19 protein-coding genes are annotated in these 15,706 nt (G+C 71.0%); all 19 read right to left on the reverse strand.

Going from position 1 to position 15,706, the window contains the following annotated elements; all coding sequences use genetic code 11:
• Window positions 1-3: 3 nt before the first annotated feature.
• Window positions 4-2,469 (reverse strand): phage tail protein, encoded by a 2,466-nt coding sequence (locus tag EAO71_RS24050; protein ID WP_147979891.1) that lies wholly within the window; start codon window positions 2,467-2,469, stop codon window positions 4-6.
• 140 nt (window positions 2,470-2,609) lie between these two features.
• Window positions 2,610-3,080, reverse strand: coding sequence for a hypothetical protein (locus tag EAO71_RS24055; protein WP_147979892.1), 471 nt, complete (start codon window positions 3,078-3,080; stop codon window positions 2,610-2,612).
• Complete coding sequence (locus tag EAO71_RS24060; protein ID WP_147979893.1) at window positions 3,077-3,559, reverse strand: phage tail tube protein; 483 nt, start codon at window positions 3,557-3,559, stop codon at window positions 3,077-3,079. Before EAO71_RS24060 ends, EAO71_RS24055 begins: the two co-directional genes overlap by 4 nt.
• Window positions 3,560-3,622: 63 nt before the next feature.
• Window positions 3,623-4,057 (reverse strand): minor capsid protein, encoded by a 435-nt coding sequence (locus EAO71_RS24065; RefSeq protein ID WP_147979894.1) that lies wholly within the window; start codon window positions 4,055-4,057, stop codon window positions 3,623-3,625.
• On the reverse strand, window positions 4,050-4,403 hold the full coding sequence (locus tag EAO71_RS24070; protein WP_222723580.1) for a minor capsid protein: 354 nt from the start codon (window positions 4,401-4,403) through the stop codon (window positions 4,050-4,052). The genes EAO71_RS24065 and EAO71_RS24070 overlap by 8 nt, the downstream gene beginning before the upstream one ends.
• Window positions 4,400-4,720 (reverse strand): hypothetical protein, encoded by a 321-nt coding sequence (locus EAO71_RS24075; RefSeq protein ID WP_261992316.1) that lies wholly within the window; start codon window positions 4,718-4,720, stop codon window positions 4,400-4,402. Before EAO71_RS24075 ends, EAO71_RS24070 begins: the two co-directional genes overlap by 4 nt.
• Entirely contained in the window at window positions 4,714-5,133 is a 420-nt protein-coding gene (locus EAO71_RS24080; protein ID WP_147979895.1) for a hypothetical protein, read from the reverse strand. The genes EAO71_RS24075 and EAO71_RS24080 overlap by 7 nt, the downstream gene beginning before the upstream one ends.
• Window positions 5,134-5,143: 10 nt before the next feature.
• Window positions 5,144-5,653 (reverse strand): hypothetical protein, encoded by a 510-nt coding sequence (locus EAO71_RS24085; RefSeq protein WP_147979896.1) that lies wholly within the window; start codon window positions 5,651-5,653, stop codon window positions 5,144-5,146.
• A complete protein-coding gene (locus EAO71_RS24090) occupies window positions 5,653-5,931 on the reverse strand; it encodes a hypothetical protein (RefSeq protein WP_147979897.1) in 279 nt (92 codons plus the stop codon). Before EAO71_RS24090 ends, EAO71_RS24085 begins: the two co-directional genes overlap by 1 nt.
• Before the next feature lie 2 nt (window positions 5,932-5,933).
• Window positions 5,934-7,133 (reverse strand): SU10 major capsid protein, encoded by a 1,200-nt coding sequence (locus tag EAO71_RS24095; RefSeq protein WP_147979898.1) that lies wholly within the window; start codon window positions 7,131-7,133, stop codon window positions 5,934-5,936.
• A gap of 14 nt (window positions 7,134-7,147) precedes the next feature.
• The gene (locus EAO71_RS24100; protein WP_147979899.1) at window positions 7,148-7,948 is read right to left on the reverse strand and encodes a hypothetical protein; all 801 of its coding nucleotides are present in this window, start codon (window positions 7,946-7,948) and stop codon (window positions 7,148-7,150) included.
• 104 nt (window positions 7,949-8,052) lie between these two features.
• Window positions 8,053-8,307, reverse strand: coding sequence for an Rmf/CrpP fold protein (locus EAO71_RS39730; RefSeq protein ID WP_315986610.1), 255 nt, complete (start codon window positions 8,305-8,307; stop codon window positions 8,053-8,055).
• Window positions 8,225-9,292 (reverse strand): hypothetical protein, encoded by a 1,068-nt coding sequence (locus EAO71_RS24110; RefSeq protein ID WP_147979901.1) that lies wholly within the window; start codon window positions 9,290-9,292, stop codon window positions 8,225-8,227. Before EAO71_RS24110 ends, EAO71_RS39730 begins: the two co-directional genes overlap by 83 nt.
• 22 nt (window positions 9,293-9,314) lie before the next feature.
• Window positions 9,315-10,463: a phage minor capsid protein gene (locus tag EAO71_RS24115; RefSeq protein ID WP_147979902.1), complete on the reverse strand. Its 1,149-nt coding sequence runs from the start codon at window positions 10,461-10,463 to the stop codon at window positions 9,315-9,317.
• Complete coding sequence (locus EAO71_RS24120) at window positions 10,423-12,009, reverse strand: phage portal protein (protein ID WP_147979903.1); 1,587 nt, start codon at window positions 12,007-12,009, stop codon at window positions 10,423-10,425. The genes EAO71_RS24115 and EAO71_RS24120 overlap by 41 nt, the downstream gene beginning before the upstream one ends.
• Window positions 12,009-13,292, reverse strand: a complete 1,284-nt coding sequence (locus EAO71_RS24125; protein WP_147979904.1) for a PBSX family phage terminase large subunit — start codon at window positions 13,290-13,292, stop codon at window positions 12,009-12,011. Before EAO71_RS24125 ends, EAO71_RS24120 begins: the two co-directional genes overlap by 1 nt.
• Window positions 13,292-13,828 carry a helix-turn-helix domain-containing protein gene (locus EAO71_RS24130; protein WP_147979905.1) on the reverse strand — a complete coding sequence of 179 codons (537 nt, stop codon included), beginning with the start codon at window positions 13,826-13,828 and terminating at the stop codon, window positions 13,292-13,294. Before EAO71_RS24130 ends, EAO71_RS24125 begins: the two co-directional genes overlap by 1 nt.
• Before the next feature lie 10 nt (window positions 13,829-13,838).
• Window positions 13,839-14,954, reverse strand: coding sequence for a hypothetical protein (locus EAO71_RS24135; RefSeq protein WP_147979906.1), 1,116 nt, complete (start codon window positions 14,952-14,954; stop codon window positions 13,839-13,841).
• Between the two features lie 118 nt (window positions 14,955-15,072).
• On the reverse strand, window positions 15,073-15,675 hold the full coding sequence (locus EAO71_RS24140; RefSeq protein WP_147979907.1) for a DUF4352 domain-containing protein: 603 nt from the start codon (window positions 15,673-15,675) through the stop codon (window positions 15,073-15,075).
• Between the last annotated feature and the right edge of the window lie 31 nt (window positions 15,676-15,706).

A 15,706-nucleotide genomic window follows, 5' to 3' on the forward strand; every position in this document is an offset into this window, starting at 1 on the left:
GTGTTAGCGGCCGAGGACGACCTGAACGTCTCCGCCGCCGACCTGGACCATGTCGCGGATGACGTCCCGCAGGCCGGGGCCGTGGAGCTCGATGACGATCGGGCGGCCGGCCGTGGCGCCGCCGGTGGCTCCGGCGGACATCGGGCCCATCGCCATGCCGGGCAGGCTGGTGGTGATCCCGCCGAGCTGCCGCTGGAGCGCGGGCAGCTGCGAGGAGATACCGCCCATGAACCCCCGCATCACGCTGCGGCCGGCGGGGGTGAGCAGCTTGGCGTCCTTCTCCGGCGGGCCCTTCAGGTCCGGGATCATGCTGGTGATGCTCGACAGCCGAGATCGCAGCTCGCCGACCATCGAAGTGATGCCGGAGATGAAGCCGCGCAGGATCGCGCGTCCGGCGCCGTACAGCAGGCTGTTCGGGTCGCCGAGCGCGCCGCGGATCCGGCCCGGGAGCCCGCGGAAGAACGCGACGGCCTCGCCCGTCTTCTGGGCGATGGACCGGACGAGGGACTGCCCCATCTCGCGGAACGTCCGTGACGCCCACGCGGACAGGTCGTTCAGGGCGCGTCCGGACCTTTCCTTGAGGCTGAGGAAGTTCCGGATCAGATCCTCGGCCATGTTCCGGCCGATCGTCTTCACGTGCTCCAGCGCCCCGGAGAAGTCGCCCCGGAGCAGCGCCACGAGGGCCTGCACGGCGGGGATGACGTACCGGGTGATGAAGTCGGCGAGGACCGCGAGCGCGCCCGACGTGAGCTTGGCCATCACGGCGATGAGGGGGCCGATGACCGGGATCAGCCGGGTGCCAACAGCCAAGGCCAGTTCGATCATCTTCACGATCAGCGGTGCGGCCGCGACCAGCAGTTCGGCCAGCGCAACACCCATCTCGCCGAGGCTCGGAGTGAGTTCGACGATCGCGTCCGTCAGCATCGGGAAAATCCGGTTGAGCAGGTCGATGAACGGCGGCAGAAGCTGCGGCAAGACCTGGGCGACGGCCTGGAGGACCGGCATAAGGAGCTGCGCGGCGGCCTGGGCGAGCGCGGCCACGAACGGCGCCATGGCCTTGATCGTGTCGCCGAGCGCCTTGAACAGCGGGGTGAGGATGGGGAGCGCGGCGGCGATCAGATCCCCCGCGACGTCGACGAGGGGTAGGCAGGCATCGACGAGGATGCCGAACGCCTTGCCCAGCTCGACGACCACGGGCCCGAGCGCATCCGCGATCTTCAACAGGCCGTCGCCGAGGTGCTTCACGAGCCGCTCGACCGGCGGCCCCAGCACCTCGAAGAGCCGCCCAAGGGACATCAGCAGCGAGACAAGGATCGGGCCCACGCTGGCCCCGACCTGCGCCATCACCCCGAAGATCGCCCGGAGGCCCTTCTGGATCTGCGGGGAAGCGAAAGCCTTCGCGAGCTGGCCCGTGATCTCCTTGAGGACGCCGAGCATCCCGCCGCCCGACGCCTCAGCCGCGCCGAACACCGACCCGATGATTTTGAAGACGTTCCCGGCGACCGTGGCCAGGTCACCGATCAGGCTGATAGCCCTCTCGATCGCCTTCTGCATCGCACCCGACTCGAACGCCTTCGTCAGCTTGGCCGACAGCTTGTCCAGCGCCCCGCCGCCGGCCGCAGCCAGCTTCGCGAACGAGGGGCCCGCGGCCGCACCGATCTGCCCCAGCGCGGTCACGATCTGCCCGGGTGCCTCGGTGAGCTGCGCGAGGCCATCGTTGGCGCCCTTCAACGCCTTGTCGAGTACACCGTTCTTGCCGAGCTCGATCGCAGCCGCGGCAGCGCCACGCCCCATGAAGTTGAGCGAGACGGCCGACGCTTCGAGGTGCTTCCGGAAGATCGGCAGGACCGACTTCCCCAGGCCCTTCAGGTCCGTCGCGAACCCGTCGAACAGCTTGTTCTGCACGCTCTGCTGGAGGGCCTTCAGCTCGGGAGCCATAGCCTTGACCTGCCGGGCGAACGCCTGCGCGTTCGGCGCCAGCTTCTTCAGGGCCTTCTCGAACTCCTCGGCCTGCTCCGGGTCAAGGGCCGACTTCATCGCGTCGTCGACACCGACCATGCCCAGCTTCAGGGCGCCCGCGGCCAGCCGCATCGCGATGAACCCGGACACCGCGACCGCGGCCGCCGGGGCGATGTTCGCGAGCGTCGCCACCAGACCGGCCACCATGGGGATAGCCGACCCGGCGAGGGCGCCGATCTTCCCGATCGACATGGCCACCCGGCCCAGCGGCGCAGCGTGCTGCGCAACCCGCCCCAGGCCCTGTCCGAACGCCCTCATCTGCGTGAGACCGCGGCGGAACATGCCGCCCCAGTCCTGCTCGCGGAACTGGTGATTGATCTCGCGGAGCTGGGACTCCATGTCCCGGCGGAACCCGCGCATCCGCAGCTGCGCGTTCGCGAGCCCGAGACGCATGGGGGAGTCGTCGGCGCGGATCCGGCCGATCAGCTCGCCCACGTTCAGTGCGGCCACTGGGCCTCCCTCGGGTCAGAACCGCAGGGCGGCGTTGATCTGGTCGGGGTCGTCGATGATCGAAATTTCCTCGCCGGCGACCCGCCGGAAGATGGCTTCGGGGGACAGGCCGCCGACGAGGACGTAGAAGCGGCGCTGGGTCAGGCGCGCGATCTCGTGCGGGCCGAGGCGGTACTCGCGCTGGAAGTCCGCTTCGAGGGCCCACCAGTGCTCGCGGACGGCTTCTTCGAGGCGGCTCGGCGTGCGGCCCGGTTCGCCGGCATGGCCAGCGCTTTTCCCGGGTCGTCGCTCATGACGAGGTCGTACGCCTCCATGAACGTGATGTCACGGCCGGTGGCCTGGACCATGCCCCACATGAGGGCGGTCATCAGCTCGGCGGCGCCCATCCCGGCGGCTACCCACTGCTGGAACACACCGTCGCCGTAGAGGAGGGTCACGACCTCGTCGAAGTCCTCTGCGCGCGATTCGGCGGACAGGTTGCCCGCGAGGTCTTCCAGGACGAGCGGCATGTCCGTCGGGACGCGGACCGTGACGCCGCCGATCGTCTCTGTGCGGCCGCCGAACGCCTCGCGCTTGAAGTCCTCCCAGGACTGCGCCTTGCGGGCCGTCACACGATCACCGCAGTTGTCGACGGGCCGGAACGCGTGACGGTCACGGACCACGACGCCTTGTCGTTGTTGCCGCCGCCGACGTCGCCGAGCTGCCACGTGGACGCGGCCCAAACGGTCCACGTCGTCTCGCCGGGCGCAGCGAACCGGAACCCGCACAGCGAGCTGGTACCCAGGCGGGCGGCCTGGAGCTCGGCGAGCGACTGCGCCGGGTCGAGGGCGCCGGTGGCCGGGTCGACGAGCCGGAAGCCCTCCAGCGTCAGCGACATGCCTTCCTGCATGTTCTGCGTCTCGGAGCGCCCGTTGGACCCGAACGTGGTGGTGTCGGCGGCCTCGTACTCGTGGGAGCGGGAGAAGGTGTTGATGCCGCCTTCGCCGGAGCCGCCGTTCGCGGTCCGGAACTCCGTCCAGGTGCCCGGGCTGAGGTAGTCCTCGATCTGGAATCGGACATCCCTCGCGTTGTACTTCTGTGCCGCCATCATGTCCTCCAGGGCATGGCGAAGAGCCCATCACCGTGGCGGCGCGGGCTGAGCTGGGTGGGTGTGTCAGGGGCGGTGCACGGTCGGCTGCCGGATCTCCATGCGGAAGTTGCAGACGTGCTCGTGCCGCTGGTTCTCGTCGACGCCGAGCGACGCGGGCGCCGACTGGAGTGCGACCGACAGGATCAGGTTCGTGCCGTCGGGCAGGATCACCGGCCCGAGGCCATGCAGGTGGGAGCGGATCATCGCGCACCGGCGGCGAGAGATCCGCGGATCCGTGGTGCCCCGCACCCGGACCTGCACCTTCGGTTCGTCGTACGGCAGGAGACTGTCCGCCTCCCGGCCGTCGTCGTAGATGGTGAGCGCTACCGCCTCGTCCGGGCCCGACGGCAGCAACTCCAGGAAGCAGTCACCGCCGACACCGGCGGGGTCGTAGACGACGAGGCCCCGCTCCGCCAGGTAGCGGGCGAGGCCGTCGAGGAGGTCCGGCTCATCAGCCACGGAACCACCGCCTCACGTTGACGGCCATCAGCTCCAGGACCACGTCCCGCTCCGAGTTCATGGGGATCTCCAGGTACTTCGCCTTCCGGCCCGGGAGGTGCTTCCAGGTGAGTTCCTCGTGCTGCCGGCGGGCGTACACGGTGTCGAAGCTGATCGCGCCCTCCAGGCCGTCGCGGATGACCCGCCCGGACCGCTCCAGGGTGCCCTCATCGAGAGGCACGATTTTCTGCGCCTCGAAGAGGACGTGTTCCAGGCCGCGTTGCAGGCCCTCGCCCGCCAGGCGGCGGCCGCGGGAGGTCCACAGGCGGCTGGCGTTGCCCGGCCGGAAGGTCGTGTACTGGCTCACGTGAGCTGCACCTCCACATGGTCCGGGGTCGGCATCCCGCCGCCGGAACGGTCGAGCCGCTCAATCACCGTGGTGCGCCGCCCGTCGGGGAGGGTGACGCGGGATTCCGGCGGGCAGACGAGGCCGGGCCGGGCGTAGAACGTCGACGACGACACGACCTCACGGCCGGTCTTGTCTCGCACGGTGCGGGTCTTCTGGTCCAGGAAGCACGCCACCGCCACAGGCGCGCCGTACACGGGCCCGTAGGCGCTGCTCCCCGCATACGGCTCGACGGTGACCGTGTGCCCCAGCAGCCAGCCGGGGAGGACGGTCAACACGAGCCCACCGCCCCGAGATAGAACACGTCCGGGGTGAGGTCCGGGGAACGCAGCGCGTCCCAGACCGCCGGTGCGATCTGCCGGCCCGGAGCATCGTCGCCGGTCGTGGCAGTGACCGACCGGGACAGCGTGGCGGAGCCGATCGTGACCGTGCCCCAGCCGACCGCCGCCGCGCCGGTCACATCGCCGACGTCGACGCCCCACTCGACCTGCGCGCACGTCGCGTCCGCGACCGCAGCCAGTACGAGCGCGTTGGCCGGCATGCCGTCGTCGTCGACGTCGTACCGGCACAGCCGCAGGACCTCCGCTTCGAGGAATGCGGAGGCCCTGCGGAGTCGTACGTCGATGTCCGTCGGCGGGGTCTGCCCGGTGTACTCCTGGTACTGCGAGCTGGTCGCGTAGATCCGGGCCATGGGCCACCCCCTATGCGGATGCGCCGATGATGACGATGTCGTACGTGACGGACGTTCCGGCGCCGGAGTTGGCGACCTTCAGCAGGTCGCCGGTGCCTGCGGTGACGGCCATGCCGGTGGCGTCTGCGCTGCCGGACATCGCGGCGAACGTGGCGCCGGGGCGCAGGGTGATCGTGCCGGTGGCGTTGAGGAGCCCCGCCCATGCGTTGCTGGACGCAGCGCCGACGACCACGTTGTTCGCGTTCGCCGACGAGGCCGCGATGAAGATGCCCTTCACCCGCACGAAGGTGAGCGCCGACCCGAAAGCGTCCAGCAGGACGCCCGCGAGGTCGAGATCCTCCGTCGCCGACGCCGCCAGCGTCCGCGTGTCCGCGAACCTGAGATCCGCCTTACCCGCGGTCGTGCCGGACTCCAGATGCACCCCGCGCCGCCACGACAGCGAGTCAACCGGCGTCGATAGGTCCGCGGTCCGCGTCAGCAGCCCCGACACCGTCACGCCGAGATCGGATACGAGTGCCATCAGCTGTCACCTCCATACGCGCTGATCAGCTCGTCCTTAGTGGTCTTCTCGGCCTCGGCCTCGTCCGCGCCCTGGGCAACCGCCCAGGCCACCCACTCGGCCTTCGCCGCGGACTTGGCCGGCGGCCCGGCGGGCGCGGGCGGCTCGACGGCCACCGCGCGCCACCCGGACGCGGGGTCGGCCGCGAGCTTCTCCAGCTCGGCGGCCTCCTCGCTTCCCGGCACCGGGCGCAGGCTCTCGGCGACGTGGCCGCCGGTGGTTCGCTGGTAGACGGTCACGGTCACACCTTCAGCCCGGTCATGACCGCGTGGGCGCGCTCGTTGCCGTACTCCAGGCCGATCTCGCCGTACAGCTGGACCTCGTCCGACGCGCCGGTCTTCGCGAGCGGCTCCTCGAACATCACGCCCTTGCCGGGCACGTTGAGGAACACCGGCCGGCACTGCTCCAGCGACGCGACCGTGATGACGTCCTGCGGCATGTGCCGGTCCATCATCACGTTGAGGGTGCCGAAGTCGGTGATGAGGGTGTCGACGGCGACGCCGCCGACGGTCCGGCTCGTCTCCTGGAACTGGCCGTAGGCCGAGGCGAACGCCTTGGTGACCGCGCGGCGCTGCGCCGAGTTGACGATCAGGGTGGCGGTGGCCTGCTCCGAGATGCCGCCGTTGTCGTAGGCGAGCTGGAGCAGGTCGGACACGTGGTCGGTGGTGAGCGCGGTCTCCCACGGGTTGGTGTACGCCAGGCCGGTCACGGTCCCCAGGGTGATGGCCGTGCCGCCCGAGCTGGTCGCGACCTTGAAAGTGTTCGCGTCGATCGCGTCCACGTAGTAGATCCGCCCGGCGACGATCGTGGTCGCGGTCGACGTGTTCGTGAAGACGATCTTGTCGCCGTCGACGAGGCCGTGACCGGTCGAGGTGATCGTGTCGGTCGCCGACGTCGCGCCGGTCGTGGTCACACCCTTCGCGATCCGGTTCGAGGTGACCGCCGCGAGCAGGCCGCGGGTCTTCCGCGCGGTCGCGTTCGTCGTCGGGTTGGAGAACGAGCCGTTGATGAAGCTGTAGTTGACGTCCAGCGCGATGGACTTGAGCGCCTGCGCGACCTGCCAGTCCAGCTCGCTGTTCACCGGGTTGGAGCCGTCAACCCCGCGGTACGGTGCCGAACCCGGGGTCGTCATCATCCCCATGGTGGCCTGCTTGGTGTACGAGACGGACACCTTCTCCTGGTGGATCTGCGCCACGTTCCGCACGTTCGCCCGGACCCGCTCCTCGGCGGTCGGCGCGGTCGCGCCCTCCACACGGGTGCGCTGCGACGGGTCACGCAGGTCGTAGGTCTGCCACTCGAACTCCACGCCCGAGGTCATGCCGCCGCCGGTCAGGCCGCCGATCGCGGACAGGAACGGCGTGTCGGCAGGGGTCAGGGCGAACAGCTCGCCCGCGTAGTTGGGGAGGTCGAACGTGGTCGCCAGCCCGGTGATACCGGCCATGAGGTTCTCCTAGATCAGGGTGCGGCCTGCTGCCGCTTCAGTCGGATGACAGTCGTGAAGTCCCGCTTCGCGGTCGCTTCCGCGATCTGCTTGTCGAGGCTGTGGGGCTGGTCCCCCGAGCCTCCGGACAGGTCCACCCCGGACCGGCCGGCACCCCCACGGGCCCGCAGGCCCGGGTTGCGCTCCAGCGCGGTCTCGATGGCCTTCTGTACGGCCGCGTTGAACTGCTCCGGCGCGGCGGCCGGGTCGAGGGCGTCGATGGTGTCGCAGAACGCGCGGGAGTCGAGGAGCGCGTCCGCGTTCGCGCCGAGCCGGGCCGCGGTCCGGTAGACGTGCAGCTCCAGGCGGGCCGACGCTGCGTCCTCCTGCGCGATGGTGGTCTCGCTGGCGGACTGGCGGAGCTGCTCGGTGAGCTGCTCCGGGGTCGGCGCCTGCGCGTCGTCGGTGACGAGCCCCAGTGCCTTCCCGATGTCCTGCGCCATCTTCTGGCGTGCCTCTTCCGCCGCGTGCTGCTTGGCGACGGTGCGCGCCTTACCGGCCTCGGCCCGCGCGTCCGTGATGACCTTCTGCGCCCAGGGAGGCAGGGACGTGATGTCCTGCCCCGCGTCCGGAGTCGATCCGGGCACGGCGGGCGGCTGCCCGCCCTGGGGAGCGGCTGCACCAGCCGGCGGGTTACCGGCGTCGGTGGCGGCGGATCCGGAGGCGTCTCCGGSCGCGCCGTCGGCGTACAGGAACGGGTCGAAAGGGCCCGTGCGGTAGGGGTGTGCCCATCCGGCGCCGTCGAGACGCGTACGGGCGAGGGTGGTGCGGTGCATGGCTGCCCTCCAGGGGCATAGAGAAAGGCCCGCGCCAGGCGGGCCGGTTGGACATGCGAAAGGGCCCGCACGAGGCGGGCCCAGGGGCGAACAGTCAGGGGAGGCTACTCGCCGGGGAGGCGACGGTTCTTCGCGTAGCCGCGGAGCCACGCCGAGCGTCGAAGGTCCCCAGCGCCATAGGGGCATGCGGTCGGCTGCTTGCCGCGACGTCCGGCTTCGGCGCCCTCGTTGAGCGCGGTCACGAGCTGCTCACGCGGCCCCATGGGTGCCTCCTGGTCAGAGTCGGTTCTGCTGGTCGTCACGGCTCTTGCGGGCCGTGTTCCCGGCGGCGGAACGCTGGCCGGTGACCTGCTCCTCATACTCGGCGAGCGTAGTGCGCGGGTTGGTCTGCCACCAGCGCTTCAGCTCCTCCGACGCGCGTGCGAACGCCACGTGTGCCGGGCCGGTGAACAGCATCACGGGATCGATGCCTTGCCTGTTGGCATCACGGGACAGCAGCACTCCCCGGAGTGCGTCCTCGGCGGCCATGTACTGGGCGTAGACGTGCTCGCGGTACATGTCCCGCACCTGCGCGCGGGTGTAGGCCCCGCGGGCCGCCTGGGCCTCCTCGTCCCGGTCGGCCAGCCACCGTTCCGTGGCCGACATGCCGTCGCGAGGGTCCGGCCTGTCGCTGGCGAGGTGTCCCCACCCGTCCGCGTCGGAGCCGAGCAACTCGTCCATGGCGGCCCGGTCTGCAAGCTGCCCAGCCACCGTGCCTGCTCCTGCGGCTGCGGGAACAGGTGTGGGCGGGTGCCGGCGATCCATCTCCCCAGCGATGCGGGCGGCCTCGTCGGGCTGTGCGTAGCGAAGGGCCCAGCCGAGGGTAGCCTCGTCTACCCCGGAGAGGTCTCCGGCGAGGGTTCCGCCGGGGAAGACCTCCCCGACTTTCTGGCGCCGGTCGGCTTCCTCGGCGATGGCTGCAAGTTCCGGTCCTGTCGCGCTACCCGCACGCTGGCCCAGCTCGGCATCCGACAGGCCGATCAAGTCGGGACGGGCGCCGGGTAGACGCGCCGCGGTGTCACGACGGTCCATCTCGGCCGCCACCTTGGCAGATTCCGCCGGTGTGAGCTCGGAGAGCGTGCGCCCAAGCTCTCTGTCGGAGAATCCCGTCAGGTCGCGGGAGAGACGCCCCGACGGACGGACCCGGCTCATGATGTCGCGCTGCTCCTGGGCGTTGTCTCGGCCGGCCGCGGCGAGCTGTTGGAACGCCTTGCGGCCGTGCTTCTGTCGGCCGATCCAGGCTGCGAGCGCTTCCGGATTCCGGGCGCCCTCCTTCGCGAGCTTGGCGACGAACGCCTTCCCCATGGCTGTCTCCTCCCTGGCTCGGTCAGCGGGCGGCGCCGATCTGCTCGCGTGCGGGCTTGCGCCGCAGAACCTCGTGCGCGTCGATGTGCTCGCGCATGGCGGCCTGCCACTTACGGACGTACGCTCCGGCGCGCCGTCGGGCCTGCTCGTCCATCGCCGCGGCCTGCACGCGTTTCCACCGGCGGATGTGCCGCTCGATGGCGCGCTGGCGCTGCGTGTCGGCGTAGGTGGTGCCGGGCGTCGCGTGGTGCGGCGGCCGGGTTGTCACCCCGGGCAGGTACGCGCCGAGGCTGTGGCGGCAGTTCGGGTGGAACAGGCCCGCACCTCGCGCTTCGGTGAGGCTGCCTGCGACGTGCACGGCCACCGTCTCCGGCGGCCGGAACGCGGCCCGGACGCCCGTCGGCTGGATCTCGTGCTCCAGACGCACGGTGTGCGGGCCCGTCGTCGGCCCCAGGGTGAGAATCTCGCCCTCCCACGGCCGGCACAGCGGGCACTCCAGCGGCGCATCGGAGACGATGACGTAGCCGACGCGGATCTCGGCGAGCGCGTCGATGTGCCCCTCGATCGCCGCGCGGGCCGTCACGGAGCGGACGGCCATCTCGGCGTAGGACGCCATGTCCCAGGACCGGCCTGCGGAGTCGACGAACCCGGTCACGCCGCGCTGCGCGAACTGGTCGAGGGCCCTCTGGGACGCCTGCCGGCGGGTCATGCCGGTGAGCAGCTGGGTGCCGGACGCGCGGCCGATGATCCGCCGGTAGGTGTCGACGACAACCCGGGTGATCCGCTGGTACACGGGCCGGGTGTCCTCCGCCATCGACGCGGCGAGCCGGTCGACCGCGGGCGCCCCGGGGAGGGTGTCGCGGGCGACGAGCTCCCGGCCGATGTCCAGCGCGCCGAACTCGGCTACGGCGGCCTGGCGGCCCCGGTTGTAGGCGGTCACCAGTGCCTCGCGTACGGCGCCGGTGGTGTCGCTCTGGAGCGCGTCGGCGACCTGCTCGACGGCCGTGCGGAGGTTCCCGATGGACGCGAGCTTCAGCTCGGCCCACCTCGGGCTGTCGATGTCCGCCTCCAGCGCGGTCGCGAGCAGCTCCAGCAGTGCGGCTTCGGCATCCTGGTAGAGGAGCCCTACCTCACGGGCGAGGTCCTCCGCCATCGCTGGGGACACCGGCATGCGGCACCCCCTCAGCTCCGGTCTCGGTCGGGTCGGATGTGGCGCGCCCGGACTCGCCGAGGATCGCGTCGACCTCCGCCTTCACCTGCTTGTCGTCCCAGTCCGGGTGCATCATCCGCACGAGGGTGTCAGTCGAAGCAGCTTCGCCCCGGCGCAGGAGCTCCGCGGTGGTGGCCAGCTCGCCCGTGGACTCGCTGATGGAGTCCTCGAACTCGACCTTGGGTGGCTCGGAGGTGTCGAGGCCCTTGACGCCGAACCGGGGGCCGGCCTCGACGGCGAGGAGCGCCGCGACGATGGACGACAGCGCAGGGTCGGCATACAGGGCCTTCCGTGACCGGGTCATGAGCGTGCGGCGCTGCCGGGCCCGGATCTCCGTCGCGGTCACGGCGGTGCCGTCGGTCTCGCCGAACGTGGCGGCCGAGTATCCGGCCTGCTGGGCTGCCTGCTCGACGAGCGCAGCGCAGGTGTCGCGGTGCTCGGCCACCCGAATCTCGAACTGCACCACGTCGATCGGTGAGCCCTTGTCGTTCGCGCGGGGCAGCATGTTCAGGCCCGTGAAGACCCGCTTCTCTTCCTCCCACGTGGCGCCCTGGCCGGGCCCGGCGGACTGGAGGAGCGCGTCAGCGACGATGATGCGGCCCTTGCCGTTCTGGATGTCCCGCATCCACGACGACCAGGCTTCGTCGAGGGCGTCGAGGATGCCCTCGATGCCCTGGAAGTCGGACTGCCCCCAGTACGCGGCCGACGGGATGTGCCGCCACCCGCGTGCGGGGCGCACGTTGGGCATGTAGGAGGCGGTCAGGTGGTCCGGGGCGCCCGTGTCGAGGCCGCCCTCCGCGTCCACCATCGCCGCGAGGGGCGCGGTTGCCGGGTGGTCCTGGAGTGGCCGCACGGCGCCCAGGGACGTCGCCGACCCTTCGTAGAGGCCGTGGTAGATCCGGCCCTTCTCGTGCTTCTCCAGGTGCCGGAACACGCGGCGCCCGGTCGGGTCGTCGGGGTCGGGCAGCACCGTCCAGAACGTGACCGCGACGAGCTTGCCGTAGCGGAACTCTGGGACGGCCCGGTCGGCGGCCACGGTGTCAATCCACGGCCGGTCGGAGACCTCTTCGTCCCACACCACGCGGTAGTAGGCGCCGCCGAGGGCCGCGCACAGCTCGCCGGACTCCAGGAGCGTCGGGTGTAGGCCGCCCTCGACGAGCTGGTCGAGGCGGGCCTGGGTCTCCGTGTGGTCGCTGATGAGCTTCGGCGGCTCCGAGAACAGCAGGCCGCTGCTCGTGCGGGCGATGTCGCCCGCGAGGGGGATGTGGACCTTGTCGCGCTTCTCGCCAGCCGGGGTCGGGTTGCCCCAAAACCAGCGGGCCACCCGGCCGCGGATCCCGCCTGCGTACTGGGCGGGCCTGTTCGGGGTGCCGACGGTGCCGCGGCCCTGGTAACGCTGCTCCAGGCGGTCGGGCTCGGCGGAATACCAGGCATCCCAGTCGGCGAGGTCGGACTGAACGATCGGGTCGGTGGGCGGCCAGGTCGCGCCGCTTGCGGGCAGGGGCATTACGCGGCCACCTCCAGGATGGGAATGTGTGGCCGCCACAGGGCCTCAGTAGTGCGGACGCCGTAGCGCAACGCGTCGCACGAGTGGTCTTCGAGCTTGATCGGCTTGTCCTCGCCCTTCTCGGCGGCCTCGTCGTCCCACGAGTAGCCGGGGAGCTCATCGATGAGGCCCGTGCACGAGGCGTGGACGAACAGTCGGTCGCTGGCGAGGAGGTTCGCCACGCCGCGGATGCCGTCGAGAACGGAGTTATCGGCTGGGGTGACGCCGGACACGCCGTCGCGGTGCAGCTGCTCGATGAACGAGGCGGCGGACGGGTCGACGACGGTCCACTCCGGGCGGACGCCCAACACGTTCCCCGCCTGCGGCTGCGGCACCGAGGTGAGCCAACGGCGCCGGGCGGCGGAGTACTCGGAGTCGGTGAGCTGCCGGCGGGCGGTACGGGAGTCGTGCCGGTACTCCGACACCACGTAGAGCCCGGCGCGGCCCTGCCCGTCGCGGCCGAGGCCGAGGAGGAGGTCCGCGAACGGGTTGACGGTGCCGTAGTCGATCGCGTCGCACAGCCACCGCTCGATGTGCGGGAGGTCCCGCACGACGTGGCGCTCGGCGTCGAACATCTCGTAAATGGCGCCCTCGGACTGCACCCAGTGGCCGAGGATGAACCGCCGATACCACAGGCCCACGTACTCGGCTTTCAGGGCGGCGACGTACGCGGGGTCGAGCGACGGGTTGTCGTCGAGGGTGAATTGCCAGTGCCTCAGGTTGAGGTCACCGGACCGGTTGATGAACTCCTTGCGGAGCCAGTGCCCGGGGTTGTCCGGGTTGGTCGTGGCGAACAGCCGCGCCCCCGGCACGCTGAGGCGGCCGAGGAGCTGGTTCCAGAACCCGCGGGGGACGAGGGTGGCCTCGTCGACGTAGGCGAGGCAGGCGGTGAGGCCGCGGAGCCGGCCCTCGGCGCGGGAGTCGGCGGCGCCGATCAGGTGGATTGTCCGGCCGAGGATGACGGCCGTGGTCGCGCCGCGGGTGTGCTGCACGAGTCGGGCGACGGGCCCGAAGAGGGCTTCGTCCTGGAGCGGGTCGAGGACGTTGCGTTCGATGGTCTGGAGCGACCGGCCGACGATCACGATGAGGCCGGACGACGGTGCGGCCGCGATCGCGATTACGAACGCGATCAGGCTCGCGATCGTCTTCCCGGACCGAATCGCGCCGTGCCACAGGTTGATGCGGGCGGTCGCGTGCGCGATCGAACGGATCTGCTTGGCCGACAGGGGGAGCGAGTCGAGCATCAGCCCTCCCCGGTGTCGTCCTCCGGGGGACCGGCCGCCAGGCGGAATGCGTCGGACAGGTTCATCAGGAGTGATGCGGCGCCGGTGATGCCGGGGTCGCCCTCCATCGATTCGAGGCGGGCCGCTGCGGTCATGGCGGTGCTGATCCCGGTGATCAGGGCGCGCCGGTCCTGCGCGGGGAGCCGGTCGGCGTTGAAGCGGACGGCCTTGCCGGACGACACCTCGACGAGCGCGTACTGGCCGCCCTGCCGGAGGTAGTCGAGTTCGGCCTCGGCGACCTCGTAGAGGCCGGCGAGGATGGCGGCGCGGCGGGCTCGGCCGTCGATGACGCGGGCCTCTGTAGCCACGGCGGTCATGGTGCGGTCGAAGGTGAGGCCCATCCGCTCGGCCTGGACGCTGATGGTGCGGAGGCTGCGCCCGGTGCGGCGGGAGATCTCGTTGCGTCCGTGGCCCTCGGCGTGGAGGCGGCGGATTTCGGCGCGCTCCTCGTCGGTGACGGGCGGGTTGTGGTGGTCGGCGCCGTACTGGTTCGTCACCGGGCACCTCCTACGCGGGTTCGGGGCCGATGAGCTCCAGGACCATCCGCCACGGGTAGCCGGGGAAGGCGTACACCTTGCCGGCGCTGGTGCCCTGGTGGACGAGCGCAACGGTGGCTTGGCCGCCGGAGAGGTGGCCGGAGCCGACGGTGAACATGATCCCGCCGGGTTCCTTCGAGAACGCGGTCGAGGGGTAGAACCACGGCGCGCCCTCGGCGAGGGGGCTGGACGTCCCGGAGCCGTCGTACAGGGCGATCGCTCCGGCGGAGCTGAGTAGCGCGACGTCGAGGAAGTGGCCGCCGCTGTAGAGCATGGCGACGTGCACGCGGATCCGGTCGCCGACTGCGGCGGGGATGGAGCACTGGAGCGGCGTGCCGACGGAGGTGGTGACGATCGTCCAGGACGGGGCGGAGGGTAGGTCCGCGATGGCGCCGTCGCTGATGCGGGCGGTCCGGGTGCGGATGGTGGTCCCTCCGCCGCCGGAGGAGAACCGGGCATCGTCGCCGGCCGCGACGGTGCCGGCAGTGGTGCCGACGGTCAGGGTGGCCGCGCCACCGAGACCGAGGTTCGTGCGCGCCGTCGAGGCGCTGCTCAGGTCGCTCAGGTTGGCGGTCTTGGCCGTGAACTGGCCGTTGGCCCATGCCCGGTCGCCGTGCGGGTCGGTGCCGCTCGCGTGCGCGGCGACGGCGCCCTCGGGCTCGGCGGCCACGTCCGCGTAGGTGAGGACGACGACGCCCGTCTTCCCGTTGACCGACGCGACCGCGCCGCCACTGGACGAGCCACCATCGGGCGCGGGCACGGGCACCAGGCTGGAGATGTCGACGGTGCCGGTGCCGGTGACGTAGGCCCAGAACTGAATCCGGGGCGCGCCGTCGACCTCGATGCTGAACCGCCAGCGCCAGCCGGCCGGGCCTACGCCGGACGCGTCGTTGGGGAGGATCGTGAGGGAGAACGCGCCGTTGGTGAACTGGACGGTGCCGCCGCCTGCGTAGATGGCCTGTCGGCTGGTGTCGACGAGGTATGAGGAGGGGGTGGCGGTGAACTGGCCGGTGGCGGGGGTGCCGTTGATGGCGGCGGGCAGGGTGCCTGTGAGGGTGACGGTCGGAGTGCCGGGCGYGAAGGWCACGGGGCACCTCCGGGCATGAGAAAGGCCCCGACCGTGGTGGTCGGGGCCTTGCGTCTGGTTCCGGGCACGCCGGATCTGCCTGCGACTGTAGACGAGACGGCTCGTCTCACGCAAGCGGTCAGGACACAGTGCCGCGCACGCCGTCACCGAACATGCCATCCACGTACGTCACGTAGGCGGCCGTCCACTTGCCCTTGCCGGTGACGGTCCCGGTGACCTTCTCGCCCGGGGACAGCTTCACGGTGGCGATCTGGTCCTCGTCCATGCCGAGCTCGGCGGTGTGCTTGCTGCCGGTGGTGTCGGTGATCGTGAAGTACAGCGGGTTGACGTCGATGTCCTTGTCGCCGCTGTTGGCGATCGTCACGGTGACGCTCGTGTACGCGCCGCCCTGGTGCAGGACGGACGGGGCGAACGCGGTCTTCTTCGCCGTGATCTTTACGGGGGCCTTCTCGGCCGGCTCCTCAGCCGGCGGCGCGGCGGTCTTCTTCGCGGGCGCAGCCGCAGCGCTCTTCGCGGGGGCCTTGCTGTCGCCAGCCTGGGTGCTGTCGTCGCCGCCGACGATGACGCCGAGCAGCACGAGGAACGCGAACACGCTGCCGATGACGATCGCGATGATCGCCCCGGTGGACATGCCCTTCTTCGGCGGCGGGGGGCCGTAGGGGCCGGGCTGCGGGGGCTGTCCCCATGCGGGCTGGGTGTGGTGCGGCTGCTGCTGGGTCATGGCGGTCCCCTCGCGTGGTCCTGGTGTGGAG

This window comes from Streptomyces sp. MS191, assembly GCF_008042125.1.
Taxonomy (GTDB): Bacteria; Actinomycetota; Actinomycetes; order Streptomycetales; family Streptomycetaceae; genus Streptomyces.